At 62.0% G+C, this 24,814-nt stretch carries 30 protein-coding genes; 10 read left to right on the forward strand and 20 right to left on the reverse strand.

Annotation, left to right across the window (positions count from 1 at the left end; translation table 11 throughout):
* Positions 1-58: 58 nt before the first annotated feature.
* The 6 genes from DSM107133_RS14405 to DSM107133_RS14430 all read left to right on the forward strand — a co-directional run bounded on the left by DSM107133_RS14405 (position 59) and on the right by DSM107133_RS14430 (position 4,366).
* Positions 59-598 carry a hypothetical protein gene (locus tag DSM107133_RS14405; RefSeq protein ID WP_162791946.1) on the forward strand — a complete coding sequence of 180 codons (540 nt, stop codon included), beginning with the start codon at positions 59-61 and terminating at the stop codon, positions 596-598.
* A 155-nt stretch (positions 599-753) separates the two neighbouring features.
* Complete coding sequence (pyrC, locus tag DSM107133_RS14410; RefSeq protein ID WP_240310372.1) at positions 754-2,049, forward strand: dihydroorotase; 1,296 nt, start codon at positions 754-756, stop codon at positions 2,047-2,049.
* Positions 2,050-2,658 (forward strand): glycerol-3-phosphate 1-O-acyltransferase PlsY, encoded by a 609-nt coding sequence (gene plsY / locus DSM107133_RS14415; RefSeq protein WP_114291883.1) that lies wholly within the window; start codon positions 2,050-2,052, stop codon positions 2,656-2,658.
* A gap of 308 nt (positions 2,659-2,966) precedes the next feature.
* Complete coding sequence (locus tag DSM107133_RS14420) at positions 2,967-3,512, forward strand: MarR family transcriptional regulator (RefSeq protein ID WP_114291884.1); 546 nt, start codon at positions 2,967-2,969, stop codon at positions 3,510-3,512.
* A 26-nt stretch (positions 3,513-3,538) separates the two neighbouring features.
* Positions 3,539-3,985, forward strand: a complete 447-nt coding sequence (locus tag DSM107133_RS14425; protein WP_162791947.1) for a hypothetical protein — start codon at positions 3,539-3,541, stop codon at positions 3,983-3,985.
* Between the two features lie 24 nt (positions 3,986-4,009).
* The gene (locus DSM107133_RS14430; RefSeq protein WP_114291886.1) at positions 4,010-4,366 is read left to right on the forward strand and encodes a hypothetical protein; all 357 of its coding nucleotides are present in this window, start codon (positions 4,010-4,012) and stop codon (positions 4,364-4,366) included.
* 51 nt (positions 4,367-4,417) lie between these two features.
* On the opposite strand, the gene DSM107133_RS14435 is transcribed toward DSM107133_RS14430, so the two are convergent.
* The 3 genes from DSM107133_RS14435 to DSM107133_RS14445 form a co-directional block, all read right to left on the reverse strand.
* Positions 4,418-5,788: a glutamate--cysteine ligase gene (locus DSM107133_RS14435; protein ID WP_114291887.1), complete on the reverse strand. Its 1,371-nt coding sequence runs from the start codon at positions 5,786-5,788 to the stop codon at positions 4,418-4,420.
* Positions 5,789-5,871: 83 nt separating this feature from the next.
* A complete protein-coding gene (locus DSM107133_RS14440; RefSeq protein WP_114291888.1) occupies positions 5,872-6,405 on the reverse strand; it encodes a hypothetical protein in 534 nt (177 codons plus the stop codon).
* A 79-nt stretch (positions 6,406-6,484) separates the two neighbouring features.
* Positions 6,485-7,207 carry a 16S rRNA (uracil(1498)-N(3))-methyltransferase gene (locus DSM107133_RS14445; protein ID WP_114291889.1) on the reverse strand — a complete coding sequence of 241 codons (723 nt, stop codon included), beginning with the start codon at positions 7,205-7,207 and terminating at the stop codon, positions 6,485-6,487.
* A gap of 12 nt (positions 7,208-7,219) precedes the next feature.
* Between DSM107133_RS14445 and ubiA the strand changes: the two genes are divergently transcribed.
* From ubiA to DSM107133_RS14460, 3 genes are all read left to right on the forward strand, one after another.
* Positions 7,220-8,212, forward strand: coding sequence for a 4-hydroxybenzoate octaprenyltransferase (gene ubiA, locus DSM107133_RS14450; protein ID WP_162791948.1), 993 nt, complete (start codon positions 7,220-7,222; stop codon positions 8,210-8,212).
* Positions 8,213-8,273: 61 nt separating this feature from the next.
* A complete protein-coding gene (locus DSM107133_RS14455; RefSeq protein WP_114291891.1) occupies positions 8,274-10,211 on the forward strand; it encodes an OmpA family protein in 1,938 nt (645 codons plus the stop codon).
* A complete protein-coding gene (locus DSM107133_RS14460) occupies positions 10,208-10,534 on the forward strand; it encodes a hypothetical protein (RefSeq protein WP_114291892.1) in 327 nt (108 codons plus the stop codon). The genes DSM107133_RS14455 and DSM107133_RS14460 overlap by 4 nt, the downstream gene beginning before the upstream one ends.
* Before the next feature lie 30 nt (positions 10,535-10,564).
* Here DSM107133_RS14460 and DSM107133_RS14465 read toward each other — a convergent pair whose 3' ends face one another.
* The 13 genes from DSM107133_RS14465 to DSM107133_RS14525 form a co-directional block, all read right to left on the reverse strand.
* On the reverse strand, positions 10,565-11,011 hold the full coding sequence (locus DSM107133_RS14465; RefSeq protein ID WP_114291893.1) for a molybdenum cofactor biosynthesis protein MoaE: 447 nt from the start codon (positions 11,009-11,011) through the stop codon (positions 10,565-10,567).
* 3 nt (positions 11,012-11,014) lie between these two features.
* Positions 11,015-11,260, reverse strand: coding sequence for a molybdopterin converting factor subunit 1 (gene moaD, locus DSM107133_RS14470; RefSeq protein ID WP_114291894.1), 246 nt, complete (start codon positions 11,258-11,260; stop codon positions 11,015-11,017).
* Positions 11,260-11,865 (reverse strand): CDP-diacylglycerol--glycerol-3-phosphate 3-phosphatidyltransferase, encoded by a 606-nt coding sequence (gene pgsA, locus DSM107133_RS14475; RefSeq protein ID WP_114291895.1) that lies wholly within the window; start codon positions 11,863-11,865, stop codon positions 11,260-11,262. Before pgsA ends, moaD begins: the two co-directional genes overlap by 1 nt.
* Before the next feature lie 38 nt (positions 11,866-11,903).
* On the reverse strand, positions 11,904-13,067 hold the full coding sequence (locus DSM107133_RS14480; RefSeq protein ID WP_114291896.1) for a serine hydrolase: 1,164 nt from the start codon (positions 13,065-13,067) through the stop codon (positions 11,904-11,906).
* A 100-nt stretch (positions 13,068-13,167) separates the two neighbouring features.
* Positions 13,168-15,042: an excinuclease ABC subunit UvrC gene (uvrC, locus tag DSM107133_RS14485; protein WP_114291897.1), complete on the reverse strand. Its 1,875-nt coding sequence runs from the start codon at positions 15,040-15,042 to the stop codon at positions 13,168-13,170.
* A gap of 2 nt (positions 15,043-15,044) precedes the next feature.
* Entirely contained in the window at positions 15,045-15,380 is a 336-nt protein-coding gene (locus DSM107133_RS14490) for a hypothetical protein (protein WP_162791949.1), read from the reverse strand.
* Positions 15,377-16,156, reverse strand: a complete 780-nt coding sequence (locus tag DSM107133_RS14495; RefSeq protein ID WP_114291899.1) for an SDR family oxidoreductase — start codon at positions 16,154-16,156, stop codon at positions 15,377-15,379. The genes DSM107133_RS14490 and DSM107133_RS14495 overlap by 4 nt, the downstream gene beginning before the upstream one ends.
* 32 nt (positions 16,157-16,188) lie before the next feature.
* Positions 16,189-17,172 carry a calcium/sodium antiporter gene (locus DSM107133_RS14500; protein WP_205387744.1) on the reverse strand — a complete coding sequence of 328 codons (984 nt, stop codon included), beginning with the start codon at positions 17,170-17,172 and terminating at the stop codon, positions 16,189-16,191.
* Positions 17,173-17,175: 3 nt separating this feature from the next.
* Positions 17,176-17,340, reverse strand: coding sequence for a hypothetical protein (locus tag DSM107133_RS14505; RefSeq protein ID WP_205387745.1), 165 nt, complete (start codon positions 17,338-17,340; stop codon positions 17,176-17,178).
* 3 nt (positions 17,341-17,343) lie between these two features.
* Positions 17,344-18,141, reverse strand: coding sequence for a S49 family peptidase (locus tag DSM107133_RS14510; protein WP_114291900.1), 798 nt, complete (start codon positions 18,139-18,141; stop codon positions 17,344-17,346).
* A gap of 48 nt (positions 18,142-18,189) precedes the next feature.
* Positions 18,190-18,951: an ABC transporter permease gene (locus DSM107133_RS14515; RefSeq protein ID WP_114291901.1), complete on the reverse strand. Its 762-nt coding sequence runs from the start codon at positions 18,949-18,951 to the stop codon at positions 18,190-18,192.
* Positions 18,948-19,877, reverse strand: coding sequence for an ABC transporter ATP-binding protein (locus DSM107133_RS14520; RefSeq protein WP_114291902.1), 930 nt, complete (start codon positions 19,875-19,877; stop codon positions 18,948-18,950). The genes DSM107133_RS14515 and DSM107133_RS14520 overlap by 4 nt, the downstream gene beginning before the upstream one ends.
* A 111-nt stretch (positions 19,878-19,988) precedes the next feature.
* Positions 19,989-20,531: a carbon monoxide dehydrogenase subunit G gene (locus DSM107133_RS14525; protein WP_114291903.1), complete on the reverse strand. Its 543-nt coding sequence runs from the start codon at positions 20,529-20,531 to the stop codon at positions 19,989-19,991.
* Positions 20,532-20,628: 97 nt separating this feature from the next.
* On the opposite strand from DSM107133_RS14525, the gene DSM107133_RS14530 reads away from it, so the two are divergent.
* Positions 20,629-21,606: a DMT family transporter gene (locus DSM107133_RS14530; RefSeq protein ID WP_114291904.1), complete on the forward strand. Its 978-nt coding sequence runs from the start codon at positions 20,629-20,631 to the stop codon at positions 21,604-21,606.
* On the opposite strand, the gene DSM107133_RS14535 is transcribed toward DSM107133_RS14530, so the two are convergent.
* Genes DSM107133_RS14535 through ribB form a run of 4 tightly spaced genes read right to left on the reverse strand, consistent with a single transcriptional unit; the run spans position 21,593 to position 24,715 of the window.
* Positions 21,593-22,561, reverse strand: coding sequence for an NADPH:quinone oxidoreductase family protein (locus DSM107133_RS14535; RefSeq protein WP_114291905.1), 969 nt, complete (start codon positions 22,559-22,561; stop codon positions 21,593-21,595). The two genes, DSM107133_RS14530 and DSM107133_RS14535, sit on opposite strands and share 14 nt — an antisense overlap.
* Complete coding sequence (gene nusB, locus DSM107133_RS14540) at positions 22,561-23,028, reverse strand: transcription antitermination factor NusB (protein WP_114291906.1); 468 nt, start codon at positions 23,026-23,028, stop codon at positions 22,561-22,563. The genes DSM107133_RS14535 and nusB overlap by 1 nt, the downstream gene beginning before the upstream one ends.
* Entirely contained in the window at positions 23,025-23,576 is a 552-nt protein-coding gene (locus tag DSM107133_RS14545) for a 6,7-dimethyl-8-ribityllumazine synthase (RefSeq protein WP_114291907.1), read from the reverse strand. The genes nusB and DSM107133_RS14545 overlap by 4 nt, the downstream gene beginning before the upstream one ends.
* Positions 23,576-24,715, reverse strand: coding sequence for a 3,4-dihydroxy-2-butanone-4-phosphate synthase (gene ribB, locus DSM107133_RS14550; protein WP_114291908.1), 1,140 nt, complete (start codon positions 24,713-24,715; stop codon positions 23,576-23,578). Before ribB ends, DSM107133_RS14545 begins: the two co-directional genes overlap by 1 nt.
* Between the last annotated feature and the right edge of the window lie 99 nt (positions 24,716-24,814).

The raw sequence follows: 24,814 nt of genomic DNA on the forward strand, positions 1-24,814 counted from the left end.
CACTGGCCGCGACGGACTTTTGCCATATCTCGTAACGCACCCCACAAAGGGCACCCCAATGAGCCTTGCTGAAATACCCCCGATGGAACGCGGCCGTTTGCGCCTGTTTGCCATCAACAAGACCGAAGACGAAGCCCGCGCAATTCTGGCCGAAGGCACCCATGCGATCCAGACCCTGCTGGGTGCGAACGACCTGAACCCCGACTTTATCGAACTGTTCCGCGTCGCAGATCTGGGGGATATGGGTCTCGATGACTATCTGCACACCGGCTATGACATTCCCCGCGCACAGCTTGATCCACAAGCAGGCCGCCTGCGCGCGCTGGAAGGCTATGTGCTGGTTGTGCTGTCGCTGGCCTTCCGCGACCTCCACGTCACCCTGCCCGACACGCCCGACCTGACGCTGATCGGCACATTCGGCGCGCCGGCAGCGGAATGGAGCACAACCGAAACCATCACCAGCGCGGCGGCAGAGCCCTACAGCGGCCCCCCCAAGGCCAGCAAACCGGTATCCGATGCTGCAATGTCAGGCCGCGTCGCGACCGTCGCACTGCTTGTGATATTTCTGATTACCGGACTTGTGGTCTGGATCGCGTAAGGTCTGGACCTTAGCAAAGCCTGAAAGGGGTAGGACACAGCGGTGCCGTGCGCCCCGGGGGCGGGCTTGGTGACAAAGCCGTCGCCCCTCTCCCCTTTCACTACTGTCCAAACCCCGTTAAAGCCTGTGCAAACACCGGAATGAGGATGCCCCCCTTGACCCTGACCCTCTTTACCAACGCCCGCCTGATCGACCCCGAAGCCGGACAGATCATCGACGGAGGCCTTCTGGTCGAGGATGGCAAGATCAAGGACATCCTGACCCAACCCGCTGAAAACCCGAGTACCTTCGGCGCTGATCACATCGTCGACTGTGCGGGTAAATACCTGGCCCCCGGGATCATCGACATTGGCGTAAAGGTCTGCGAACCCGGCGAGCGCCACAAGGAAAGCTTCCGCTCGGCCGGTGCTGCCGCTGCGGCGGGCGGTGTTACGACCATCGTCACCCGCCCCGACACCGATCCGGCCATCGACAATCCCGAGACGTTGGAATTCGTCATCCGTCGCGCCCGCGAAGCCGCCCCTGTACACGTGTTGCCCATGGCCGCGCTGACCAAGGGCCGGATGGGGCGCGAAATGACCGAAATCAGCTTTCTGCTCGACGCCGGTGCCGTGGCCTTTACCGACTGTGACCACGTGGTGACCGACACCAAGGTGTTCTCGCGCGCACTGACCTATGCGCGGTCGCTGGGTGCGCTTGTCATTGCCCATGTGCAGGACCCGGGCCTGAGCAAGGGGGCTTGCGTGACTTCAGGCAAGTTCGCCTCTTTGCGCGGCCTGCCGGGGGTGACGCCGATGGCCGAACGCATGGCGCTGGACCGCGACATCGCGCTGATCGAAATGACCGGCGCGCGTTATCACGTCGACCAGATCACCACCGCCCGCGCCCTGCCCGCGCTGGCGCGGGCCAAGGCCAACGGTCTGGATATCACGGCGGGCACCTCGGTCCACCACCTGACGCTGAACGCGCTGGACGTGGCCGACTATCGCACCTTCTTCAAACTCAAACCGCCCCTGCGCGACGAAGACGACCGCGTGGCGGTGGCCGAAGCCGTCGCCTCGGGGCTGATCGACATCATCTCGTCCATGCACACGCCGCAGGACGAAGAAAGCAAACGCCTGCCCTTCGAAGAAGCCGCAAGCGGGGCCGTGGCGCTGGAAACCTTCCTGCCCGCGGCGCTGCGGCTGGTCCATGCAGGCCTGATCGAACTGCCGCAACTGTGGCGCGCGCTGTCGCTGAATCCGGCCACACGTCTGGGCCTGCCCGCAGGCCGACTGGCCGCAGGTGCCCCCGCCGATCTGGTGCTGTTCGACGCCCATGTCCCTTTTGTCATGGACCGCACGACACTGCGCTCGAAATCCCGCAACACCCCGTTTGACGGCCAGCGTATGCAGGGTAAGGTGCTGGCAACATATGTGGACGGCGCATGTGTTTTTGAAATGGGGGCCTGAATGCCGCTGATCGAAAGCTCGACCTTTACGCTGATTCTATGGTCCTTTATCGGCTATGGGCTGGGGTCCATCCCCTTTGGCCTGCTGCTGACGCAACTGCTGGGCCTTGGCAACCTGCGCGAGATCGGATCGGGCAATATCGGCGCGACCAACGTGCTGCGCACCGGCAACAAGACCGCCGCCGCCCTGACCCTGCTGCTGGACGCGGGCAAAGGCGTGGTGGCCGTGTTGCTGGCGCGGGTCTATGCAGGCGAGGACGCCGCCCAACTGGCCGCGCTTATGGCGATGCTGGGCCATTGTTATCCGGTCTGGCTGGGCTTCAAGGGCGGCAAGGGTGTTGCAACTTTCCTTGGCCTGATGTGGGCGCTGGCATGGCCTGTCGGACTGGGCTGCTGCCTGGCATGGGCGTTCGGCGCCTTCCTGTCGCGGATCTCGTCGATGGGCGGGCTGATGTCTGCGGCAGCGTCGACATTCCTGCTGGTGTTAACCGGCAACGGCTCCATGCTGGCCCTTGGTGTCGCGCTGACAGTGCTGGTGTTCTGGCGCCACCGCGCCAACATCGCGCGCATCCGGCAGGGAACCGAACCCAGAATCGGCCAGAAATCCTGACCCACACACCACGCGCCAGAACGCAATCCGACCCTTCGGGGAGGATTTTTTGAACCAGAGAAGCCGGACGGTCCGGCCCCCAACGCGACCCGCTTCGGCAGCCGCGTCGAGGACCTTCTCCGGTTACAACAGGTCGCATCCCTGCGCCTGCTGCCCCTTGATCCTGCACAGCCATGGTTAACTTGCCGTAAACAGCCCCCCTTCTCTGGTTCTAAAAAATCCCCCCCCCGGAGGGTCGCTGGAAAAATCGTTTGACGTGACTGTCAATTCTGGTATTTCTGTCATTACAGAAATTAGTGAGACACGACATGCACCTGACCCCCGCCATGCAAGACTTTATCCTTCACTGGGGGGAAATGGGCAACAAATGGGGCACCAACCGCTCGGTTGCACAAATCCACGCCCTGTTGCACATCTCGCCCGAACCCTTGACTGCTGAAGACATCTGCGAGCTGCTGAACCTTGCGCGCTCGAACGTGTCGACCGGATTGAAGGAACTGCAAAGTCAGGGGCTGGTCAAAGCCAGCCGGCAGCTGGGCGACCGCCGCGATCATTTTCATTCGATCCGCGACATGTTTGATCTGGTCCAGACGGTCGTGCGCACCCGGCGTGAGCGGGAGTATGCCCCGACGCTGGCCGCCCTGCGCGAGGTCAAAGCGCAGGCCGCCACCGACGCGACCCCCGCAGCCGTGCAAAAACGCATCGACGACACCCTGGAGACGATGCAGCTGTTTGACGACTGGTACACCGACATCGACCGCATTCCGCGCGGCGTGCAACTGTCCCTGCTCAAGATGGGCGCGCGCATTGCCCGCTTTATCCCCAAGGGGAAAACCAAACCCGAGGCGGAGTGATTTTTTCACGACTGGAGATTTCTGAAATGGCAGAAATAACTGCAAATAACGATAGAATTTTCTGGCACGCGCGCCGCACCGGACCCCGATATCTGATTGATCCGGTAGCCTTTTTCGTCGCCCTGTTCGGCGGACCGCTGCTGGTGGCACTGCTGGGCTTCTGGGCGCTCATTCCGGTATTTGCGCTGGTTTTTGGCGGGCCGGTTTACCTGTTGCTGGCCACGCCTGCGCTGTTGATCCATCTGCGCTTTCGCGATGGTGAGACAGGGGGGATCATAACTCTGGCCTTCGCCGTCGTGATTGGTGGCGCAGCCGCAGGCTACGTCTATGGCCTGCTGGTCCCAGACAGCGAGGTGGCGATCATCGCCCTGTTCTACGGTGGCTTCGGCCTGATCCTCGGACCGCTGTGGGCCGGGGCATTCGGCTGGATCTACAACCGGTTGCGCAGCGATTTCAGCCGCGTGCCCCACTGAATTCCTGCATCACAAAGGAGACATATGATGCTGATACTTGCCGTGATTTACCTTGCCATTGCCTTGGGAATGCTCGTCGCCCTGGCAGCCATGATCCTGAAGATCGGCACCCTTTTGGGCCAGTGCCCCGAGGCCCGACACGCAGCACGCGCCGCTGCGGTGACCATTGCCACCGGCTTTTGCGCCATCGGCGCGGGCGGTGTGGCGCTGATCGGTGGCGCACTGCCTTTGATCCAGTCCGAACCAGCCGCTGGGTTGTTGCTGGCGTTGGGGCTGGTTGCGCTGTGTCTGGGGCTTGGCTTTACCCACGCCGTCGGCACCCTGCGCGCCGTGGTCAGTGACACGGCCAAGCCCGATCTGGCGGAAGCCGCAGCGGCCTGACCTGTGCTGACCGGCCCGATAACACCGGGCCGGTCACGCGTTCACATTCTATTAATAGGAATACTCGGCAAAAATCCGGTTCAGATCGCCGTTCCAGTCGCCATTGTAATGGGCCAGCAACTCGTCCGCAGGGGTTTGCCCCGTCTCAACGCTCTCGTGCAGCGCATTCAGGAAATGCGTTTCGTCGGGGATCAGCCCGCCAGCCCCCGGCAAAGCCCGCGCCTGCAAGCCCGCCTTCGAAATCGCCAGAGACTCGCGCGCGATGTCCAGCATCGACACATTGCCCACTTTGGCCTGCAACCCGTCAATCGAAGCCGCAACCCGCAGCCCTTCGCGGGTTTCGGCATCCCAGTCCTTGACCAGATCCCAGGCCGCATCCAGCGCGCCCTGATCATACATCAGCCCGGTCCAGAACGCTGGCAGCGCGCACAGACGCCGCCATGGGCCGCCATCGGCGCCGCGCATTTCGATAAACTTCTTGATCCGCGCCTCGGGGAACGCCGTCGTCAGGTGGTCGGCCCAATCGGACAGGGTCGGCATCTCACCGGGCAGCGCAGGCAATTGACCCTTGAGGAAGTCGCGGAACGACATGCCCAGCGCGTCGATGTATTTGCCGTCGCGGTAGACAAAGTACATGGGCACATCCAGCGCGTATTGCACCCAGGCCTCGAACCCGAAACCGTCCTCGAACACGAACGGCAACATGCCCGTGCGCGCCGGATCCAGATCACGCCAGACCCGGCTGCGCCATGATTTGTGACCGTTCGGCTTGCCCTCGAAAAAGGGCGAGTTGGCAAACAGCGCCACCGCCACCGGCTGCAAGGCCAGTGCCACGCGCAGTTTCTGCACCATGTCCGCCTCGGAGCCGAAATCAAGGTTCACCTGAACCGTGCAGGTGCGCCGCATCATCGTGCGCCCCATGGTGCCAACCTTGCCCATATAGGCATCCATCAGCTTGTAGCGCCCCTTGGGCATCAGCGGCATTTCCTCATGCGTCCAGATCGGGGCAGCGCCCAAGCCGATAAAGCCCACGCCGATCTCGTCCGAGATGTCCTTGACCTGACGCAAGTGGTCGTTGACCTCGTCACAGGTGCCGTGAATGGTTTCCAGCGGGGCGCCCGACAGTTCCAGCGCGCCGCCCGGCTCCAGCGACACGTTTGCGCCGTTCAGCTCCAGGCCGGTCAGATGCCCGCCTTCGCGCACCTCGGACCAGCCATAGCGGTCGCGCAGGCCTTCCAGAACGGCCACGATCGACTGTTTGCCCTCGAAGGGCAGCGGTTCCAGCGTGTCCTTGATATAGCCGAACTTCTCGTGTTCGGTGCCAATGCGCCAGTCTTCCTTGGGCTTGCAGCCGTCGGCAAGATACTGTGCCAGTTGGTCGTGATGTTCAATCGGCCCGCCGCCGGACTGTGGAATAGACATGCGCAATGGCCTTTCGTGTACGTCGTTTGACTTGGTGTAGGGCGTGCGCAGAAGTGTCAAGGCGCAAGGACGTGAAGAGCACCCTAATGCAACCGCACCGCCTGCGGGCGCAAGGGGGCGCGTTCCCAGATCACAACCGCCGCTTTACTGTCGTCGCCCAGCTCGCTCAGCATCCGTTCGGTGCGCAGACCGGGCAGCGTGGCAAAGGCATCAAACAGCGCATCCGACCCCGCAGCGTTCACCGGTATCAACAACGCAGGCGATCCGCGCTGGTCCAGCCGCCAGTGCGGCGGATACATGGCCCGGTCCAGTGTCAGCCGCTCCATCTCGCGCAGGGCCACGGCACCGCCGGTCAGGGGACCGAAATAGGTGATCTGCCCCTCGTCCACCTGCACAGCGCCCGCGCCGCCACCGGGGCCGCGAAAACGCCCGCGCTGGATGCCGATCAGGATCAGCCCGCCCGCGACCAGCACCAGCCCCGCGCCCACCAGCGCCAATAGCTCGCCCGGCCCCAAAATCCACCACAACCCCAGCACGGCAAGGCCCACGCCGACCAGCACCTCGCGCCAGCGCATCACCGTCGCCACCGCCTCGGGTCGAAAGAACCTTACCGCCATGGCAAACCTATCCGCTTTCTTTTGGCCACAAATATCCCGGGGGAGGCCGCAGGCCGGGGGCAGCGCCCCGCATGCACGTTCATGTCCAATCTCCCAACGCCCGCTGCCACAGCGTCATGGCCGCCACAGCCGCCGTATCGGCCCGCAAAATCCGCGGCCCCAGGGCCACCGGATGCGCAAATTCCAACCCCCTCAAACGCTTGCGTTCGCTGTCGGAAAACCCGCCCTCTGGTCCGATCAGGATCGCCCAGGGTCCGGGTTCCACCGGCAAATCTGGCGAATCCCCCGCCAGCGCCTCGTCGCAAAACAGGATGCGGCGCGCGGGGTCCCAGCCGTCGAGCAGCCGCCCCAGCTTATGCGCCTCGGCCACTTCGGGAACATAGGTGCCGCCGCATTGCTCGGCGGCTTCGACCGCGTGGGCTTGCAAGCGGTCGCGCTGGATGCGGCCTGCGTTGGTAAATTCGGTCATCACCGGAAGAATACGCGCCGCACCCATCTCGGCGGCCTTTTCGACGATAAAGTCGGTACGCGCCTTTTTGATCGGGGCGAACATCAGCCACAGGTCGGGCGGCATCTGCAACGGTTTCGTCTGCGCCACGCAGGCCAGCTCGCCGCCGCGCTTGCCGGCCTGTGCAATCTCGGCGCGCCATTCGCCATCGCGCCCGTTGAACAGCAGAACGGCACCGCCCACGGCCTGCCGCATCACCCCAAAGAGATAATGCGCCTGATCGCGGTTCAGAGGAACCGTTTGCCCCTGACCCAAGGGTGCGTCTACATAAAGGCGGATTTTTGCGTCATTCATGGGCAGATACATATGCAAGACAACCGCGCCACACCAGAGGCAGAGGCCACAGAAAATGCGTCCCCCCAGGGAACGGTCGCAGATGCGGTCAGCGGCAATTGGGTCGATCTGTGGGCGCCCGCATGGTCACGCCCCTATCTGCGGCTGTCACGGGCCGACCGGCCCATCGGTACATGGTTGCTTCTGCTTCCTTGCTGGTGGGGGCTGGCGCTGGCGATACTATATGATCAAAGCCCGCGCTGGTCTGACCTGTGGCTGTTCGTGGCCTGTGCGCTGGGGGCCTTCCTGATGCGCGGCGCGGGGTGCACCTGGAACGACATCACCGACCGGCATATCGACGGCTCGGTCGAACGTACACGGTCGCGGCCCATACCCTCGGGGCAGGTCAGCCTGCGCGGCGCATTGATCTGGATGTGCCTGCAAGCGCTCCTGGCCTTCCTGATATTGCTGACATTCAACGCCGCCGCCATACGCATGGGTGTGCTGGCGCTGGTGCCGGTGGCGATTTATCCCTTTGCCAAGCGGTTCACATGGTGGCCGCAGGTGTTTCTGGGGCTGGCGTTCAACTGGGGCGCGCTGATGATCTGGGTGGCGCATACCGGATCGCTGGCCGCCCCTGCGGTGGTACTGTATCTGGCAGGCATCGCGTGGACACTGTTCTATGACACGATCTACGCCCACCAAGACACCGAGGATGACGCCCTGATCGGGGTGAAATCCACCGCCCGCCTGTTTGCCGACAAGTCGCCGCAGTGGTTGCGGCGGTTCCTGATGGCGACCGTGGGGCTGATGGGCATCGCGGTGATCTATGCCGCCTTGCCCCAGGCCTCGGGTCTGGCGTTGGGAATTGCGCTGATCGGCCCTTGGGCCATGGGCTGGCACATGACGTGGCAACTGCGCGGATTTGATGCAAGCGACGCGGGAAAATGTCTGCACCTGTTCCGGGTCAACCGCGACACCGGCATGATTCCGCTCGTATTTTTTGCGGCCAGCCTGCTGGCGTGATTGAAACCACGGGACTGGCCGCGTAACAACGTCCCATACCGTCACTGCCCATGGAATTCTCATGCGTCTCAGCTCGGCTCTGATCATCGCCACCACCTTTGTCGCGGCCGCTGTTGTCGCCATCGTGGCCGCAAATTTCTCGGTCAAACTGATCGAGGAGACATCAGAGATCGGCGTGCGCGAGGCCCTGGACGATTCCGGGGCCACATGGGCCGAAGTGCAGGCCGACGGGCTGACCGTCACACTGGCAGGCATTGCCCCGACCGAAGCCGACCGTTTTGCCGCGCTGACCACCGCTGGCACCGTGGTAGACGCCGCGCGCGTTATTGACGGCATGGAGGCCGAAGCGGTCGCGGCCATCCGCCCGCCGCGCTTCTCTGCCGAGATCCTGCGCAATGACGCCGGCATTTCCATTATCGGGCTGATCCCCACCAGCACCGACCGCGACACGATCACCGACCGGTTCGCGGCCATGGCGGGGGCAGAAACCCCTGTGGCCGACCTGATCGAAACCGCCGACCATCCGGCACCGGAGGGTTGGGAAGACGCGCTGGATTTTGCCCTGCTCGCCATGGAGCAACTGCCGCGCGCAAAGGTGTCGGTCAGCGCAGGCCGCGTGGCAATCACTGCCATCACAGACAGCGCCGAGGAAAAGAACGCGCTGGAAAAATCGCTCAAGGGGGCCGCCCCTCCGGGGTTGCGGCTGGCGCTGGACATTTCGGCCCCGCGCCCTGTCATCACCCCCTTTACCCTGCGCTTCATCATTGACGAAGACGGCGCCCGGTTCGACGCATGCAGCGCCGACACCGACAAGGCCCGCACCCGCATTCTGAATGCCGCGCTCAAGGCTGGCATGACCGGACCGGCCCGCTGCACCGTAGGCATGGGCGTTCCGACCCCAAGCTGGGCGCAGGCTGTCGAACAATCCATCGCTGCGCTTTCCAAACTGGGTGGCGGGTCAATCACCTTTTCCGATGCCGACCTGACGCTTCTGGCGCTTGAGGGCACCGATCAGGGCACCTTCGACACTGTCGTGGGCGAGCTGGAAAACGAGCTGCCCGACGTCTTTGCCCTGGCGGCCAAGCTGCCCGAAACCGCAGCCCCCGATCAGGGCCCGCCCGAGTTCATCGCCACCCTTTCCCCAGAAGGTCAGGTGCAGCTGCGCGGACGTCTCAGCAACGAGAACCTGCGCAATATCGCTGACAGCTACGCACGCTCGCGGTTTGGCTCGGACAGCGTCTATACAGCTGCGCGCGTTGTCGACGGGCTGCCGGCCGATTGGTCCACCCGCGTATTGTCGGCGCTTGAATCGCTGTCCAACCTGTCGAACGGGGTCGTCACCGTCACCCCTGACAAGCTGTCGATTTCCGGCAACACCGGAGACGCTGACGCCAGCGCCAAGATTGCCGCGCTGCTGGCTGCCAAATTGGGCGAGGCCGAAGATTTCGACATTGATGTGACCTATCAGGAAAAACTGGACCCGCAGGCCGCGATTCCCACACCGCAAGAATGCCAGGCCCAGATCAAGGCCATCACCGATGCCAGAAAGATCAACTTTGAACCCGGCAGCGCCACCATTGACGCCGGCACCTTGGGCACGATGGACGATATTGCCGAGGTTCTGAAAACCTGCGGTGATCTGCGGCTGGAAATTCAGGGCCATACCGACAGTCAGGGCCGCGAAGAAATGAACCTGTCGCTGTCGCAGGCCCGCGCCCAGTCGGTTCTGAACGAATTGCGCGCACGCCGTGTGCGCACCTCGACCTTCGAGGCAAAAGGCTATGGCGAAGAGCGCCCGATTCAGGACAACGACACCGAAGAAGGCCGCGAAGCCAACCGGCGCATCGAATTTTGGCTGATTCAGCCCGAACCCAGTGCACCGGAACGGCAAACAACTCTGGAAAGCATTGCAGAATCGAGTGATAACGGTGCCCAAGACGGCAATGAAGACGCAGCAGGCAGCAATGCGTCAGAACCGTCAGAGGACGCGACGGAATGAGCAGAACAGAATTCGTTTTCGCGACGGCCATTATCTTATTCGTGGCATTCTGCCTTGGATGGTTTGCAAACTGGCTGGTCCACCGGTTCAGCCGCGTGGCAGCGGGTGACGTGGCCGAGCTGGACAGAATGAGCCAGGAATTGCACGAGGCCGAGGAAACCCGCGATCAGGCGATCACCTATCTTCAGCAACGCGAGGCAGAGCTGACCAACCAGCTAAGCCAGACCGAAGCCGAACTGCGCGCCGCCATGGACGGCCTGCGCGATGCCCGCCACGAGGCGGAAGAGATGCGTGCCTATATCGAAAAGAACCAGTCCAGCTAAGCGCACCACATCGGGCTTTGCGGCCGACATCTACCAGCGGTTCAGCGCATCCTCATCGGCGTCCTTCGCCGCGACCCATTCCGAGGCACCGTTGGCCGTGATCTCGCGCTTCCAGAACGGCGCGCGGGATTTCAGGAAATCCATCAGATATTCTGCCGCCTCGAACGCATCGCGCCGGTGCGGCGCTGCTGTGGCCACCATCATGATAACCTCGCCCGGTGCCAGACGGCCAAAACGGTGGATCACCAGCACATCGCCCAACTGCCAACGCTCTTGCGCGCGCAGGGCAATGTCGCTCAGCGCCGTTTCGGTCATGCCGGGGTAATGTTCGATCTCCATCGCCACCAGCGGATCATCAGGCAGATCGCGCACCACGCCGGAAAAGGTGACAATCGCCCCCATGTCCCTATGCCCCGCGGCAAAGCCATTCAGCTCGGCCCCCGCGTCAAACGCGTCCTCTTGCACGGTGATGCGCATGGCCTAGCCGCCCGTCATCGGCGGAAAGAACGCAACCTCGCGCACGCCGTCCAGCGGTGCGTCAAAGTCTGACAACTGCTGGTCCAGCGCCACGCGCAACGCGCTCAGGTCACTGAATGCCATATCATAACGCTCTTCGCGCGCCCGCAGTTCGGCCACCAGATCGTTCACCGTCGCAGCATCGCTTTCGACCTGCTCGCGCGGCAGGCCAATGCGTTCACGCACCCATGCAAAATAAAGCACATCCATCACACAGTCTCCTTCAGGTGTGGCAATGCCTTGCGGAAATAGTCCCACCCCGTGAGCAATGTCAGCCCCGCTGCAATCCACAGCAACCACAGCCCGACCAGTCCCGACCATTCAGCGCCCATCAGCTTCCAGCCCAAACCGCCGGCCGACACGCTATAATGTTCAAACACTCCTTGCGAGAACAGCACCGCAATCGCGATCATCTGCAATGTGGTCTTCCATTTGGCCAGCTTGGTCACCGCCAGCGTGCCCGCCACGTCGCCCAGATATTCGCGCAGACCACTGACAAACACCTCGCGGAACAGAATCATTGTCGCAGGCAGCACCAGCGACGCTTTCCAACTGGAAAACCCGATGATCACCATCAGCGCAATCACCACCATCGCCTTGTCGGCAATCGGGTCCAGCATCGCGCCCAGCTTGGTCTGCTGTTTCCATGCGCGGGCCAGATAGCCGTCGAACCAGTCCGTGACCGCCGCGCCGACAAACAGCACCAGCGCAAACCAGTCGGCATAGAAGCGCGGAAAAAACAAAAACATAACCGCAACCATAGGGGCCGCGACCAGCCGCAGGGTCGTCAGGATATTGGGTAAGTTCCAGATCATATGAACGTCGTATCCTGTTGTGGTCCGTTGGAAAAGGGTCAGATGGGAATCGCGGCGCGGATGCGCGCGACAGAGTTCATCACATGGTCCAGCCAACCCTGATCGGTGGGTGCATTTTCCGACGAGAACCAGGCAATCGACAGCTCCCTTACCGGATCGACAAACAGGAACTGACCGTGAATGCCCAGCCCGTGAATCAACGGTGTCTCGCCGGGGTGAACATACCACTTGGAACGGTAATGCATCTGCTGGTTTTCGAACTTGTCCAGAAAATCACCACGTTGCCACGCGGCGTTGTCGCCTTGGGTGACAATATCGTCGATCCAGCTTTTGGGAATAATCTGCACCCCGTCGCGCGCGCCGCCTTCGATCATCAACTGCCCGATCAACGCCAGATCGCGGGCGGTCAGGCACATGCCCCCTGCCCCGCGTGCGCCACCGATGCGGTCAACGGTGATATATCCGGGCGTTTCGGCTCCCATCGGGGCCAGCAACCGCTGCGAGACCAGATCGGCAAAGCGCACGCCCGTAGCGCGTTCCATCAGCCATGCCAGCATATCGGTGACGGGCGACGCATAATAGAATGTCTGACCGTGCGGGCCTGTGCTGTCGCTCAGACGCTCCTGAAAGCTGCGCAAGTCACCCGCTGCGTCGCCCGGCGCCAGCGGGTTCCAGTTGGCGGCCTTGCGGTAATCGACGATCACACCCGTCGTGGCCGTATAATCTTCCTCGAACAACAGACCCACCTGCATGTCCAGCGCCTGACGTACGGTGGCCCCGGCATAGGCCGTACCCGAAAGCTCGGGCAGGTACTTGGTCAACAGGTCGTCCACCGTCACCTCGCCACGCTCTACCAGCGTGCCCATGACCAGCCCCAGCACCGATTTCGACACCGACATCAGAATATGCGGATCGCGCCGCGTCATCCCGTTGCGATAGCTTTCATGGACCAGGCGGCCCTTGTGCAGTATCACCAGCGCGTCGTTGGACATGCCGCCAATCGCCTGATCCAGATCCGCCCCCGACAGGTCGGTGTCGCCCTGCGCCAACACGCGCACATTGGCGGGATCGTTGCGGATTTCGGCAGATGGAATCACTTCGCGCACATGGTGGAAGGCCCACGCATTGAATGGTTGCGTGCGCCAGTTCGCCAGCGTAGCACGGTCTTCGGGGGCAGGTGGGAAACCTTGCATCAGGGGCATGTCTGAACCTTTCATTGTTCCGCCGCAGCGTCGGAGGATTGCGCGCAAGAGGCAAGTCAGAATTGGGTGCGTATCGCAGGGTTAGAACGCGCCAGCGCCCCTAACCCGTCTGGAAATAATCATAAATCTTTTGCGCCAGTGCCGCCGATACGCCATCGACGGCCTTCAGGTCCGCCAGATTGGCCCGCGCCACCGCCTTGGCCGAACCGAAATGCGCCAGCAACGCCCGTTTGCGCGCGGCCCCCACGCCCGGCACATCATCCAGCGGCGTCGCACCTACGGCCTTGGACCGTTTCGCACGGTGGGTGCCAATGGCAAAGCGGTGCGCCTCGTCGCGCATACGCTGGATGAAATACAGAACCGGATCGTTGTGGCGCAGCGCCTTGACCGGCTTGCCGGTGCGGTGGAATTCTTCCTTGCCCGCGTCGCGGTCCAGCCCCTTGGCCACGCCAACCATCGGGATGTCGCCCACGCCGTGATCCTGCATGATCTCGCGCACAGCGCTGACCTGCCCCGCGCCGCCGTCGATCAGCAGCAAATCGGGCCACATGCCGCGCGACCGGTCCGGATCTTCCTTCAGCAGCCGCCGAAAGCGGCGGTTCAGAACCTCTTTCATCATGCCAAAATCATCACCCGGCGTCAGCTCGTCGCCACGGATGTTGAACTTGCGGTACTGGTTTTTCATGAACCCGTCAGGGCCTGCGACAATCATCGCCCCCACCGCGTGTGCGCCCTGAATGTGGCTGTTGTCGTACACCTCGACCCGCGCGGGCGCTTGGGGCAAATCAAAGGCATCGGCCACCCCCTGCAACAACCGCGCCTGCGTTGCGGTCTCGGCCATCTTGCGCGCCAGACTTTCGCGGGCGTTGCGCAGGGCGCTGTCGATCAGCTCGGCCTTTTCGCCCCGCTGGGGCACCAGCAGCTCAACCTTGCGCCCCAGCTTTTGGGTCAGCGCGTCGGCCATCAGGTCGGGATTTTCAACCTGATTGGACAGGATCAGCTGACGCGGCGGTTCGCGGGTGTCATAGAACTGGCCCACAAAGGCTTCCAGAACCTCGGCGGCGTCCACATCGGACCCCACACGCGGGTAATAGTCGTGGTTGCCCCAATTCTGGCCCGCACGGATAAAGAACACCTGCACACAGGCCTGCCCCTTCTCCAGATGCAGGGCAATGATGTCAGCCTCGTCCACGTTCCTGGGGTTGATGCCCTGGGCCGTCTGCACCTGTGTCAGCGCCTTGATCCGGTCGCGCAGGGCGGCGGCGCGTTCAAATTCCATCTCTTCCGAGGCCCGCGCCATATCCTGCGCCAGCCGCGCCTGAATGTCGGTGGATTTGCCGGACAGAAACTTTTCGGCGTCCTGTACAGTCTGCTGATAATCGGCCGGGCTGATCTTGCCCACACAGGGCGCGCTGCACCGTTTGATCTGGTATTGCAGACAGGGCCGCGTGCGGCTTTCGAACATCGCATTGGAACAGTCGCGCAGCAGGAACACCCGCTGCAACTGGTTCAACGTGCGGTTCACAGCGCCCGCACTGGCAAAGGGCCCGTAATAGGCGCCCTTCTCTTTCTTGGCCCCGCGATGCTTCTTGATCTGCGGGTATTCGCTGTCTGCCGTCACCAGAATATTGGGGAAACTCTTGTCGTCGCGCAACAGCACGTTGAACTTGGGCTTGAGCTGCTTGATCAGGTTCTGTTCCAGCAGCAAGGCTTCGGTTTCGGTGCGGGTTGTCAGGAACATCATCGACGCGGTGTTGTCGATCATCCGCGCAATCCGCGCACTGTGGCCGGTGGGGCGCGCATAGGACGACACCCGCGCCCGCAGGTTGCGCGCCTTGCCAACATACAACACGCGGCTTTCGCTATCCAGCATCCGGTAAACGCCGGGCGAGGCATCAATTGTTTTCAGATAGGCCTGAATGACTTTGTAGCCCTGCTCTGCCTTTGGCTGTGTTGCGTCGTCACCCTGCTCCATGATCAGACCGATTCTCCTGCCAGCCGCCCTGCAACGAAAAACGATGACGGTTCAAGCGTTTTGATGTCCACCGTTCCTGTGGATAAGTCTTTGGACAACTTTCCGCGGTTGGGAAATTTCCGTTGATTTTGGGAGGCTTCGCAGAACTGCCTGTTTTTTAGGCGCACCCCAAGGCCCTTGATTTCAAACGAAACTTTTTTGATTTCAAGGCAAACCCCTGAAAACAAAGGCCTTTTCGTAACAGTTTTGTAACGAAGTTTAACGCAGTGCAAAACTCTTCCGGCTTGCCTTTCGCATCGGGCTGGAAACACCACAGAACCCCCTATGATTCGTGTCATTCCACACCTTGAACGTCCGGTGTGTGCCACGCCAGATGTTGCCCGCCATCGACGCACAGCAACTGACCCGTAATGGCAGGAGCATCCAGAAAATAGCCAAGCGCCGCAGTGATGTCAGATACATTCGCCCCCCGCCCCAGAATGGTCGCGGCCCGTTGCCCTGCAAAATGCGCATCGCTTTGACGCGCGCCCTGAAGCGTCGGTCCGGGGCCGATGGCGTTCACGCGGATCGCAGGGGCAAGGGCGCGCGCGGTGGTCTGGGTCAGCGCCCACAGGCCCATTTTGGCCAGCGTATAGGTCATGAATTCCGGTGTCAGCTTGCGCACGCGCTGGTCGACCATGTTGACGATCAAACCCGTGGCGACAGGTTCGCCGGTCTCGTCCGTATCCGCCTGCAACCCTTGGGCCGCCATGCGCTGCGTCAGCAGAAAGGGCGCGCGCAGGTTGCTGCCCATGTGCCGGTCCCAATGGGCGCGTGTGGCAGAATGGATGGTGTCATATTCAAAGATCGAGGCATTGTTGACCAGACAGGTCACCGGCCCGCCCAAGCGCTCAACAGCCTGATCGAACAGCGCCAGCGTGGCGTCCTCGTCCAGCAGATCGGCCTGAAGCGCGACAGCGTTGCGCCCCATGGCCTTGATCTCGGCCACAACCGCATCCGCCCCGTCCGAAGAGGTGGCATAATGCACTGCCACATCATGTCCGCGTTGCGCCAGATACAGCGCCATCGCACGGCCAAGTCGCTGGCCTGCTCCTGTTACAAGACTGCGGGTCATGGACATTCGCTCCTTTCGGGCCTTTCAGGGTGTCAGGTGCAGAACAATACAGCCACTACATAGGCCGCATAAAGGGCCGTCAGGAACACCCCCCACAGCCGCGTGATATCGCGACCGAAATAGACAAAGGGCAACAGCAACAGTGACGCACCTAGCATCACCCAAAAATCAAGGTACAGAAACTGCGGGTCTACCGGGATCGGGCCGACAAAAGTCGCAATGCCGATGATGGCCAGCAGGTTGAACAGGTTTGACCCGATCACATTGCCCAGCGCCACATCGGCCTGACGGCGCAGGGCCGCCATCACGGTGGTTGCCAGCTCGGGCAGCGAAGTGCCCACAGCCACCAGCGTCAGGCCAATCACCGTATCGCTGACACCATAGGTTTGCGCGATGATCGTGGCGTTGGTGACCAGCAGCTGCGCCCCCAGCGGCAGGCCCACAAGACCGGCCACCAGATAGGCCAGGATCAGCCACATCTTCATGTCGGGGTCGGCGCCTTCCACCTCTTCATCGTCGCAACAGTCGGCTGCGGCAGCGGCGCGCGCAGCCTTGCCCGCGCGGCGGTGTTTGCGGGTCTGACGAAAGGCGTCGTACAGCACACCGGCCATAAGCGTCAGCAGGATGAGCCCCGCAGCCCAGTCATAAACACCGCGCAGCCCCAGCCCGATAAACACCACCGTCGCAATCATCATAAAGCGGAACGTCTTGCGTGTGTTGCATTCGGACGTGTGCATCGTCGCCAGCAGCGCAGGCAGGCCCAGCACCAGCAACACGTTGGCCGTGTTCGACCCCACCACGTTGCCCAACGCCAGGCTGGGCACCCCGTCCAGAATCGCCTGTATCGAAATCAGCAATTCGGGCGCCGAGGTGCCAAAGGCCACGATTGTCAGGCTGACAATCAACGCAGGCACACCAAAGCGCAGGCTCAGGTTCACCGCACCTTTCACCAGCGCATCGCCTGCCAGCAACAAGATCACGAGCCCGAGGCCCGACAGAATCCACGGCAAAATCATCAATCAACCTTTTTTGCGACAGGGACAGGGCGACGTGCCAATGCGATAGCGACCGCAGTCGGGGCATTTGGACTGGGTCAGACGTTTGCCGCCCAGCCAGTGCATTTTGCCGAAAAAGCCCAGCACCGCGATAAACACGAAAAACAGAATGATGATCTTGAACAGCATGGGTTACAGCCCGAACCGGGCATAGGCGGCCCGTTCTTCGATCATGTGGCCCGCGTCCTCGATCACCTGCGCCCCAAAGCGCGACCAGAACGGGCGGCGCACGCCGTAGCGGCGGAATTTGACCTTGTCACCAAAGCGGGCCTTGAGCACCGGTTTCAGGTGGCCAAGGCCGTCGATCAGCCCCAGTTCGGTGGCGCGCTTGGCAAGCCAGACCTCGCCGGTAAACAGCTCTTCGGCGTTGTCCAGCTTGGCCCCGCGCCGGGCGGTCACATGGTCGATGAAATTGCTGTGGATGTCGCTCAGCAGCCGGTCCAGCCGGGCAACATCCTCGGGCTTTTCAGGGCGGAAGGGATCGTTCATCGACTTGGACTTGCCGGCCGTATGCACCCGCCGTTCGATCCCATAGCGGTCAATCAGCTCGTGCAGACCAAACCCTGCCGAAATCACCCCGACAGAGCCCACAACCGACGACGGATCTGCGTAAATCTCGTCCGCCGCCGCCGCCAGCCAATAGCCCCCCGACGCAGCCACATCCTCGACAAAGGCGATGACGGGAATATTCTTTTCCTCGGCCAGCCGCCGGATGCGCGCACCGATCAGCGAGGATTGCACCGGGCTGCCGCCCGGCGAGCTGATTTCCAGCGCCACCGCCACGGGCTTGCCCCGCGAAAAGGCTTTTTCAAGGACCGGCCCAAGGCTGGCATCGTTCAACGTGCCGCGCGTGCCGCCCGCGATCACACCTTGCAGGCGGACCACGGCAACAATCGGGCCGGATTTCACAAAGGGAATAAAGCGTTTCATCACGCTGATGTAGACAGCGCAGGCATGGCAGACAAGGCCAAGCGCCCTTTATTCCCGAATGCGCCAGCCTGTGCGGAAAATCCAGCCGATCACCAGCAGGCAAAGTCCGGTAAATGCGGCAATCGCCATCAGGCTGGTGCCAATCGGCACATCCGCGATGCCAAAGAACGCCCAACGGAACCCCGAAATCAGATAAACCACCGGATTGAACATTGAAATCGCCTGCCAGACAGGCGGCAGCATCGAGATCGAATAGAACGACCCGCCCAGAAAAACCAAGGGCGTCACAATCAGCAAAGGCACCAGTTGCAGCTGTTCGAAATTCTTCGCCCAGATGCCGATGATGAACCCGAACAGCGCAAAGCTGATACAGGTCAGAACCAGAAACAGCACCATCGCACCGGGGTGCATGATGTTGATATCGACAAAGAAAAACGCGGTGATCAGGATGATGACACCGATAAACATCGCCTTGGTCGCCGCCGCGCCCACATAGCCCAGAACGATTTCCAGAAAGTTCACGGGGGCAGACAGCAGTTCATAGATCGTGCCGATGAACTTGGGGAAATAGATGCCAAAAGACCCGTTCGAAATCCCTTGGGTCATCACCGACAGCATGATCAGCCCCGGCACGATAAACGCGGCATAGCTCACGCCTTCGACCTCGGTGATGCGGCTGCCGATGGCGGCGCCGAACACCACGAAATACAGCGAGGTCGACAGCACCGGCGAGATCAGCGATTGCAGGAACGTGCGGAAAAACCGCGTCATCTCGAAGACATAGATGGATTTGATCGCCGTCCAGTTCATGCCGCGTCCTCCTTGACCAAAGTCACAAAAATATCCTCAAGCGAGGATTGCCGCGTCACCACATCGCGCAGGACCAGCCCTTCAGCGGCCACATCGCTCAGCAGTTTGGTGATGCCCGTACGCTCGGCGCGTGTATCATAGGTGTAAATCAGGCACGCGCCGTCCGCCCCCAAACGCACCGCATCCGATTGCAGACTGGCGGGCAGCGCATCCAGCGGGGCGTTCAGCTGCACCTCCAGCTCTTTCTTGCCCATGCGCAGCATCAATGCGTCCTTGTCCTCGACCAACAGGATCTCGCCCTTGGCAATCACGCCAATGCGGTCCGCGATGGCTTCGGCCTCTTCGATGTAATGGGTGGTCAGGATGATGGTGACTCCGTCGGCCTTCAGATCGGCCACGATCTCCCACATGTCCTTGCGCAGTTCCACGTCCACACCGGCGGTGGGTTCGTCCAGGAACAGAACGCGCGGCTCGTGCGCCAGCGCCTTGGCGATCAGCACGCGGCGTTTCATCCCGCCCGACAGTTCCTTGATCTGGTTGTTACGCTTGTCCCACAGCGACAGACGCTTGAGGATGGATTCGATCAGCGCATCATCGCCCCGCTTGCCGAACAGACCGCGCGAAAAGCGCACCGTGTTGATGACCTTTTCAAACGGTTCCAGCGCCACCTCTTGCGGGACCAGCCCGATCATGGAGCGTGTAGCGCGAAAATCGGTGCCGATGTCATGGCCACCCACGGTGACGCTGCCGGATGTGGGCGTGACAATGCCGCATATTGCCGAAATCAGCGTGGTCTTGCCCGCTCCGTTCGGCCCCAGCAGTGCGATAATCTCGCCCTCTTCGATGGTCAGGTTCACGCCTTTCAGCGCTTGGAACCCGTCGTCATAGGATTTCGTGAGATCGCGGATTTCTAGAATGGTCGACATGTGGGCCTCCGGCAGCTTCGAGGTGGGTATCTAATACCTCTGTCCCTGCAAGACCAGCGCGGCAGCGCACAGACAACTGTGCACTGCACGCCTTCTGTGAATGACGTGCGGTCAGTCCTTGCCGGTGAGACGGCCCAGCCAGCTTTTCTTGGGTGCGTCGGCTTCAGAATCGGCTGCGTCTTCAACATCTTCTGCAGCGGCCTCTGCGGGCGCGGGGCCTTCGACAGCGGCCTTGAAGTTGTCAAAGAACTGATCGGCCATCTTTTTGGCGAACCCGTCGATGATCCGGCTGCCCAATTGCGCCAGTTTGCCGCCAACCTTGGCTTCGACATCATAGCTCAGCTCGGTGCCGCCATCCTTTTCGGTGACACGCACATCAGCGCCGCCCTTGGCAAAGCCTGCGGCGCCGCCCTTGCCCTCGCCGGTGATGGTCAGCGACTGGTTCTCGACCATCTCGGACAGGGTCACCTGCCCTTTGAAGGTGGCCTTCACCGGACCAACCTTTTGCACCACGGTCGCTTCGAACCCGTCAGCGGGTGATCCGGTTACCTCTTGCGCGCCGGGCACACAGGCTTGTAGCACAGCAGGGTCCAGTAGCGCCGCATAGACGTCGGCGGGCGGGGCATCAATCTGGCGTGTATCGGTCATTTTCATCTGCAAGACTCCCTCTGTGCGTTGATCCGGTCATATCCCATTGCGCCAGAAGCGCCAAGAGGCGTGACATATCCCGCTGGACTGCTAGAGCTAGTCCATGACCACCCTGCCCCAGAATCGCGCCGGCATCGGCATTGCCTTTATCCTGATCGGAATTTTCTGCATTTCGATCAACGATATGCTGATCAAACAGCTTTCGGGCGGCTACCCCTTGCACGAGATCGTTTTTGTCCGCTCGGCCATCGGGTTGATGATCACACTGTGCATCGTGCAATTCGAAGGCGGATGGTCGATCCTGCGCACCAGAACGCCATGGCTGCACGCGACACGGGGCCTGTTGATCGTGGTTTCCAACATGTCCTATTTCGTGGCGCTGGCGGCATTGCCTCTGGCCGATGCGACTGCGCTGTTCTTCGTGGCACCGCTGTTCATCACGGTGCTGTCGATCCCCCTGCTGGGCGAAAAGGTCGGCCCGCTGCGCATCGGCGCGGTGCTGGTCGGTTTTATCGGCGTGGTCATCATGCAACGACCATGGGCCGACGCCAGCGAGCTGGACGTGTCACGGCTGGTGTTGTTGCTGCCGGTGCTGTCGGCGCTGACCTATGCGTTGAACCAGCTGATGACCCGCAAGCTGGGCGTCACCAGCAAGGCCAGCGCGCTGTCGGTCTATATTCAGGTGACGTTTATTCTGGTGTCCTTGTTGTTTTTCCTTGTCGCCGGTGACGGACGGTTTGCCCAAGAGACAACCAATCCGTCACTGCTGTTCCTGCTGCGCGCATGGATCTGGCCCGAGCCAGAGGACATCTGGGCCTTTGTCGGGCTGGGACTGAATTCTGCCGCTGTCGGCTATTGCCTGTCACAGGCCTATCGCATGGCCGATGCCGCCACCGTGGCACCCTTCGAATACGCGGGCCTGCCGCTGGCGGTGTTCTGGGGCTGGGCGATCTTTTCGGAACTGCCGGTGCTTGAGGTCTGGATCGGGATCATCCTGATCCTGTCGTCAGGACTGTTCGTATTCGTAAGAGAGCAGCAAAAGGCGCGCGTCATCTCCCGCGGCAAGGTCAAGCTGCGCTGATCTTGATCACCACCTTGCCCGTCGCTTGCCGTGTGCGCAGCAGGTCCAGCCCTGCGTTCGCCTGATCCAGCGTCAGGATGTTGCTGACATGGGGCCGCAACTGGCCCGCGTCATACCATGCGATCAACTGGGCAAAGCTGCGGGTCAGCACCTCGGGGGCAAAGCGTTTGTAGCCGCCCACATAGAAGCCGATCACCGTCAGGTTCTTGACCAGCAGGATGTTCGCGGGGATTTGTGGCACCGTCCCGCTGGCAAAACCGATGGGCAAAATCCGCGCTTCGGGGTTGCAGGCACGCATCGCGGCGGTGAACAGATCGCCGCCAATGGGGTCATAAACCACATCCGCACCGCCCAGTCCCAACACCACCTCGCGCAGGTCATCAGTATCGCTGTCGATCAAGTGATCGGCCCCGGCCTTGCGCGCGATCTCAAGCTTGTCGGCACCTCTGGCACAGGCGATGACCTCGGCCCCCATCAGCTTGCCCAGTTCCACCGCTGTCAATCCGACGCCACCCGACGCGCCCAGCACCAGCAGGCGTTCACCGGGGCGCAGATGCGCGCGGTGGTCCAGCGCCATGTGGCTGCTGGCATAGGCCACCAGAAAGGCCGCTGCATCCGCGTCAGACATGGTGTCGCTGATCGGCACACAGGCGCTGGCGGGCGTCACCGCATAGTCGGCCAGCCCCCCATGCCCCGGATTGGCCGCAACCCGCTGGCCCACGCGCAAGCTGTCTACGCCATCGCCCAGCGCATCGACCACGCCGCACAACTCCATCCCCGGCGTCACGGGCAGATCGAATTTTTCCTGATATTTGCCCACCTGCACCAGCGTATCGGCAAAGTTCAGACCACAGGCCAGAACCCGCAGCCGCACCTCGCCTGCACCGGGCTCGGGCATGGCCACGTCATGCAGTTCCAGCGGCGCACCCAGCGCCCTGACCTGCATGGCCCGCATCAGAATGCCTCGGGCCGCGCCTCGCGCGCCATGTGGTCCAGAACCGCGTTCACAAAGCTGGGTTCCTTGCCGTCAGGAAAGAACGCACGCGCCACGTCGACATATTCGACGATGACAACCTTGGGCGGCGTGCCGCTGTCGCGGAATTCGGCCCCCGCAGCGCGAAACAGCGCCCGCAGCGTCGGGTCGATCCGCGCAATCGGCCACTTTGCCACCAGCGCACGGTCGGTCATCTGGTCAATCGACGCCTGATAGTTCACCGCATCTTCCAGCACGCGGCCGAAATGGTCGGGGTCACCCTCTTGCATCTCGTCGCCTTCATAGATCGCACCAAACCGGTGGTCCAGAAACTCGCGTTGCACCGCTTCCACGGTCATGCTGGAATGTTCCATCTGGAACAGCGCCTGCACGGCATATAGCCGCGACGCCGAGCGCATTTTGCGTTTTTGATTGCCCGAGAGGGTCATGCTGTGGTGGGTCCGTCGTTGTCGCCTGCAAGCAGGATGTTCTCAGAGGCCGGTTTGAACCCGATGCCTTTGCTTTGGCCACGCCACTTACGGGCGAGCGCAACAAGATGCAAGGCCGCAGCCGCAGCACCGCCACCCTTGTTCTGGCCCTTGGCGTCGGCGCGCACTTCGGCCTGTGTGCGGTTTTCAACCGTCAGGATGCCGTTGCCGATGCACAGCCCCTGCAAACCCAGCAATTGCAGCGCGCGGCTGCTGTCATTGCAGACGGTTTCGTAATGGGTCGTCTCACCGCGAATGACGCAACCAAGTGCCACATAGCCGTCAAAGTTCGACGCCCGGTCCGAGATGCCAATAGCGGTGGGGATTTCCAGCGCGCCCGGCATTTCCACCAGCTCCCATGTGCCGCCTGCGGCCTCGATCTCGGCCTTGGCACCGGCGACCAGATTGTCGGCGATGTCCTTGTAATAAGGCGAAACGACGATCAGGATTTTCACCGGACGTTCAAAACTGGGGCGGTCCAGGACGTAATGTTGTTCATTGCCGGCCATCAGGCGTCTCCCATGATCGGGCGGGTGCCCGTGATTTCCAGATTGTATGTCTCAAGCCCGACATAGCGGGTTTGCGGGTGGTCGGTCAGCAAGACCAGTTGTTGCACCCCGAGATTGGACAGGATCTGCGCGCCAAGCCCGGTGTTCTTGACCGTGCGCGGGCCGTCTTCGTCGGTGTCCTTGTCGGTCAGCGTCTTGCGCGGCTGGCGGAACAGGCAGACAATGCCACGCCCTTCCTGCGCAATGATCTCCATCGCGCGCGGCAGTTCGCTGGCCGGCGTCGGGCCAAGGCCCAGAACATCGGTCGACACATCCAGCGCATGCGTGCGCACCAGCACCGGTTCGGGCGTGCTGATGTCGCCCTTGATCAGCGCCACATGTTCGATGCCAAACGTCTGGTCGGTGAAAATCCGCATGTCCCACTCGCCGCCGAATTCCGATGTCACCATACGCGCGTCGGTCTGGTCGACCAGATTGTCGTGACGGCGGCGATAGGCAATCAGGTCGCTGATCGTGCCGATTTTCAGCCCGTGTTCGGCGGCATAATCCACCAGATCAGGCAGCCGTGCCATTTCACCGTCGGGCTTCATGATCTCGCAGATCACCGACGCAGGGTAATGCCCCGCCAGCCGCGCCACGTCGCAGCCTGCCTCGGTGTGACCGGCGCGCACCAGCACCCCACCGGGGCGGGCGCGCAGCGGGAACACATGGCCGGGCGTTGCAATGTCGGCCTGCCCCGCCTGCGGATTGATTGCCGTGGCCACGGTCAGCGCCCGGTCGGCAGCGGAAATGCCGGTGCTCACACCTTCGCGCGCCTCGATGCTGACGGTGAAAGCGGTTTCATGGCGCGACGAATTGTGCATCGCCATCATCGGCAGACCCAGCTCTGCAATCCGCTCGGCGGGCAGCGTCAGGCAAATCAGCCCGCGCCCGTGGGTGGCCATAAAGTTGATCGCCGCCGCATCGGCAAACCCTGCCGGAATCACCAGATCGCCTTCGTTCTCGCGGTCTTCGTGGTCCACCAGAATAAACATCTGACCGGCCCGCGCGGCCTCGATGATCTCTTCGATGGGGCTGATCGCGCCTGCAAGACCGCCCTCGACGGGGCCAGGCGTTTCATAGGTTGTGCTGTCGGGCATGGGGGCCTCCCTTGATGTGCTATCCGGCAGATAAGACCTTTGTGCGTAAAACGCCAGTGCGGGCCGCTGTGCGCCGCGTTTACAATAAACCCTGAAGGC

The organism is Pseudosulfitobacter sp. DSM 107133, from assembly GCF_022788695.1.
Taxonomy (GTDB): domain Bacteria; phylum Pseudomonadota; class Alphaproteobacteria; order Rhodobacterales; family Rhodobacteraceae; genus Pseudosulfitobacter.

Bases quoted from the DNA above. Each gene is read 5' to 3' on its own strand.
- DSM107133_RS14405 (WP_162791946.1), top strand. From the start codon at position 59: ATGAGCCTTGCTGAAATACCCCCGATGGAACGCGGCCGTTTGCGCCTG.
- plsY (WP_114291883.1), top strand. From the start codon at position 2,050: ATGCCGCTGATCGAAAGCTCGACCTTTACGCTGATTCTATGGTCCTTT.
- DSM107133_RS14420 (WP_114291884.1), top strand. From the start codon at position 2,967: ATGCACCTGACCCCCGCCATGCAAGACTTTATCCTTCACTGGGGGGAA.
- DSM107133_RS14425 (WP_162791947.1), top strand. From the start codon at position 3,539: ATGGCAGAAATAACTGCAAATAACGATAGAATTTTCTGGCACGCGCGC.
- DSM107133_RS14430 (WP_114291886.1), top strand. From the start codon at position 4,010: ATGATGCTGATACTTGCCGTGATTTACCTTGCCATTGCCTTGGGAATG.
- DSM107133_RS14435 (WP_114291887.1), bottom strand. From the start codon at position 5,788: ATGTCTATTCCACAGTCCGGCGGCGGGCCGATTGAACATCACGACCAA.
- DSM107133_RS14440 (WP_114291888.1), bottom strand. From the start codon at position 6,405: ATGGCGGTAAGGTTCTTTCGACCCGAGGCGGTGGCGACGGTGATGCGC.
- DSM107133_RS14445 (WP_114291889.1), bottom strand. From the start codon at position 7,207: ATGAATGACGCAAAAATCCGCCTTTATGTAGACGCACCCTTGGGTCAG.
- ubiA (WP_162791948.1), top strand. From the start codon at position 7,220: ATGCAAGACAACCGCGCCACACCAGAGGCAGAGGCCACAGAAAATGCG.
- DSM107133_RS14455 (WP_114291891.1), top strand. From the start codon at position 8,274: ATGCGTCTCAGCTCGGCTCTGATCATCGCCACCACCTTTGTCGCGGCC.
- DSM107133_RS14460 (WP_114291892.1), top strand. From the start codon at position 10,208: ATGAGCAGAACAGAATTCGTTTTCGCGACGGCCATTATCTTATTCGTG.
- DSM107133_RS14465 (WP_114291893.1), bottom strand. From the start codon at position 11,011: ATGCGCATCACCGTGCAAGAGGACGCGTTTGACGCGGGGGCCGAGCTG.
- moaD (WP_114291894.1), bottom strand. From the start codon at position 11,260: ATGGATGTGCTTTATTTTGCATGGGTGCGTGAACGCATTGGCCTGCCG.
- pgsA (WP_114291895.1), bottom strand. From the start codon at position 11,865: ATGATCTGGAACTTACCCAATATCCTGACGACCCTGCGGCTGGTCGCG.
- DSM107133_RS14480 (WP_114291896.1), bottom strand. From the start codon at position 13,067: ATGCCCCTGATGCAAGGTTTCCCACCTGCCCCCGAAGACCGTGCTACG.
- uvrC (WP_114291897.1), bottom strand. From the start codon at position 15,042: ATGGAGCAGGGTGACGACGCAACACAGCCAAAGGCAGAGCAGGGCTAC.
- DSM107133_RS14490 (WP_162791949.1), bottom strand. From the start codon at position 15,380: ATGACACGAATCATAGGGGGTTCTGTGGTGTTTCCAGCCCGATGCGAA.
- DSM107133_RS14495 (WP_114291899.1), bottom strand. From the start codon at position 16,156: ATGACCCGCAGTCTTGTAACAGGAGCAGGCCAGCGACTTGGCCGTGCG.
- DSM107133_RS14500 (WP_205387744.1), bottom strand. From the start codon at position 17,172: ATGATTTTGCCGTGGATTCTGTCGGGCCTCGGGCTCGTGATCTTGTTG.
- DSM107133_RS14505 (WP_205387745.1), bottom strand. From the start codon at position 17,340: ATGCTGTTCAAGATCATCATTCTGTTTTTCGTGTTTATCGCGGTGCTG.
- DSM107133_RS14510 (WP_114291900.1), bottom strand. From the start codon at position 18,141: ATGAAACGCTTTATTCCCTTTGTGAAATCCGGCCCGATTGTTGCCGTG.
- DSM107133_RS14515 (WP_114291901.1), bottom strand. From the start codon at position 18,951: ATGAACTGGACGGCGATCAAATCCATCTATGTCTTCGAGATGACGCGG.
- DSM107133_RS14520 (WP_114291902.1), bottom strand. From the start codon at position 19,877: ATGTCGACCATTCTAGAAATCCGCGATCTCACGAAATCCTATGACGAC.
- DSM107133_RS14525 (WP_114291903.1), bottom strand. From the start codon at position 20,531: ATGAAAATGACCGATACACGCCAGATTGATGCCCCGCCCGCCGACGTC.
- DSM107133_RS14530 (WP_114291904.1), top strand. From the start codon at position 20,629: ATGACCACCCTGCCCCAGAATCGCGCCGGCATCGGCATTGCCTTTATC.
- DSM107133_RS14535 (WP_114291905.1), bottom strand. From the start codon at position 22,561: ATGCGGGCCATGCAGGTCAGGGCGCTGGGTGCGCCGCTGGAACTGCAT.
- nusB (WP_114291906.1), bottom strand. From the start codon at position 23,028: ATGACCCTCTCGGGCAATCAAAAACGCAAAATGCGCTCGGCGTCGCGG.
- DSM107133_RS14545 (WP_114291907.1), bottom strand. From the start codon at position 23,576: ATGGCCGGCAATGAACAACATTACGTCCTGGACCGCCCCAGTTTTGAA.
- ribB (WP_114291908.1), bottom strand. From the start codon at position 24,715: ATGCCCGACAGCACAACCTATGAAACGCCTGGCCCCGTCGAGGGCGGT.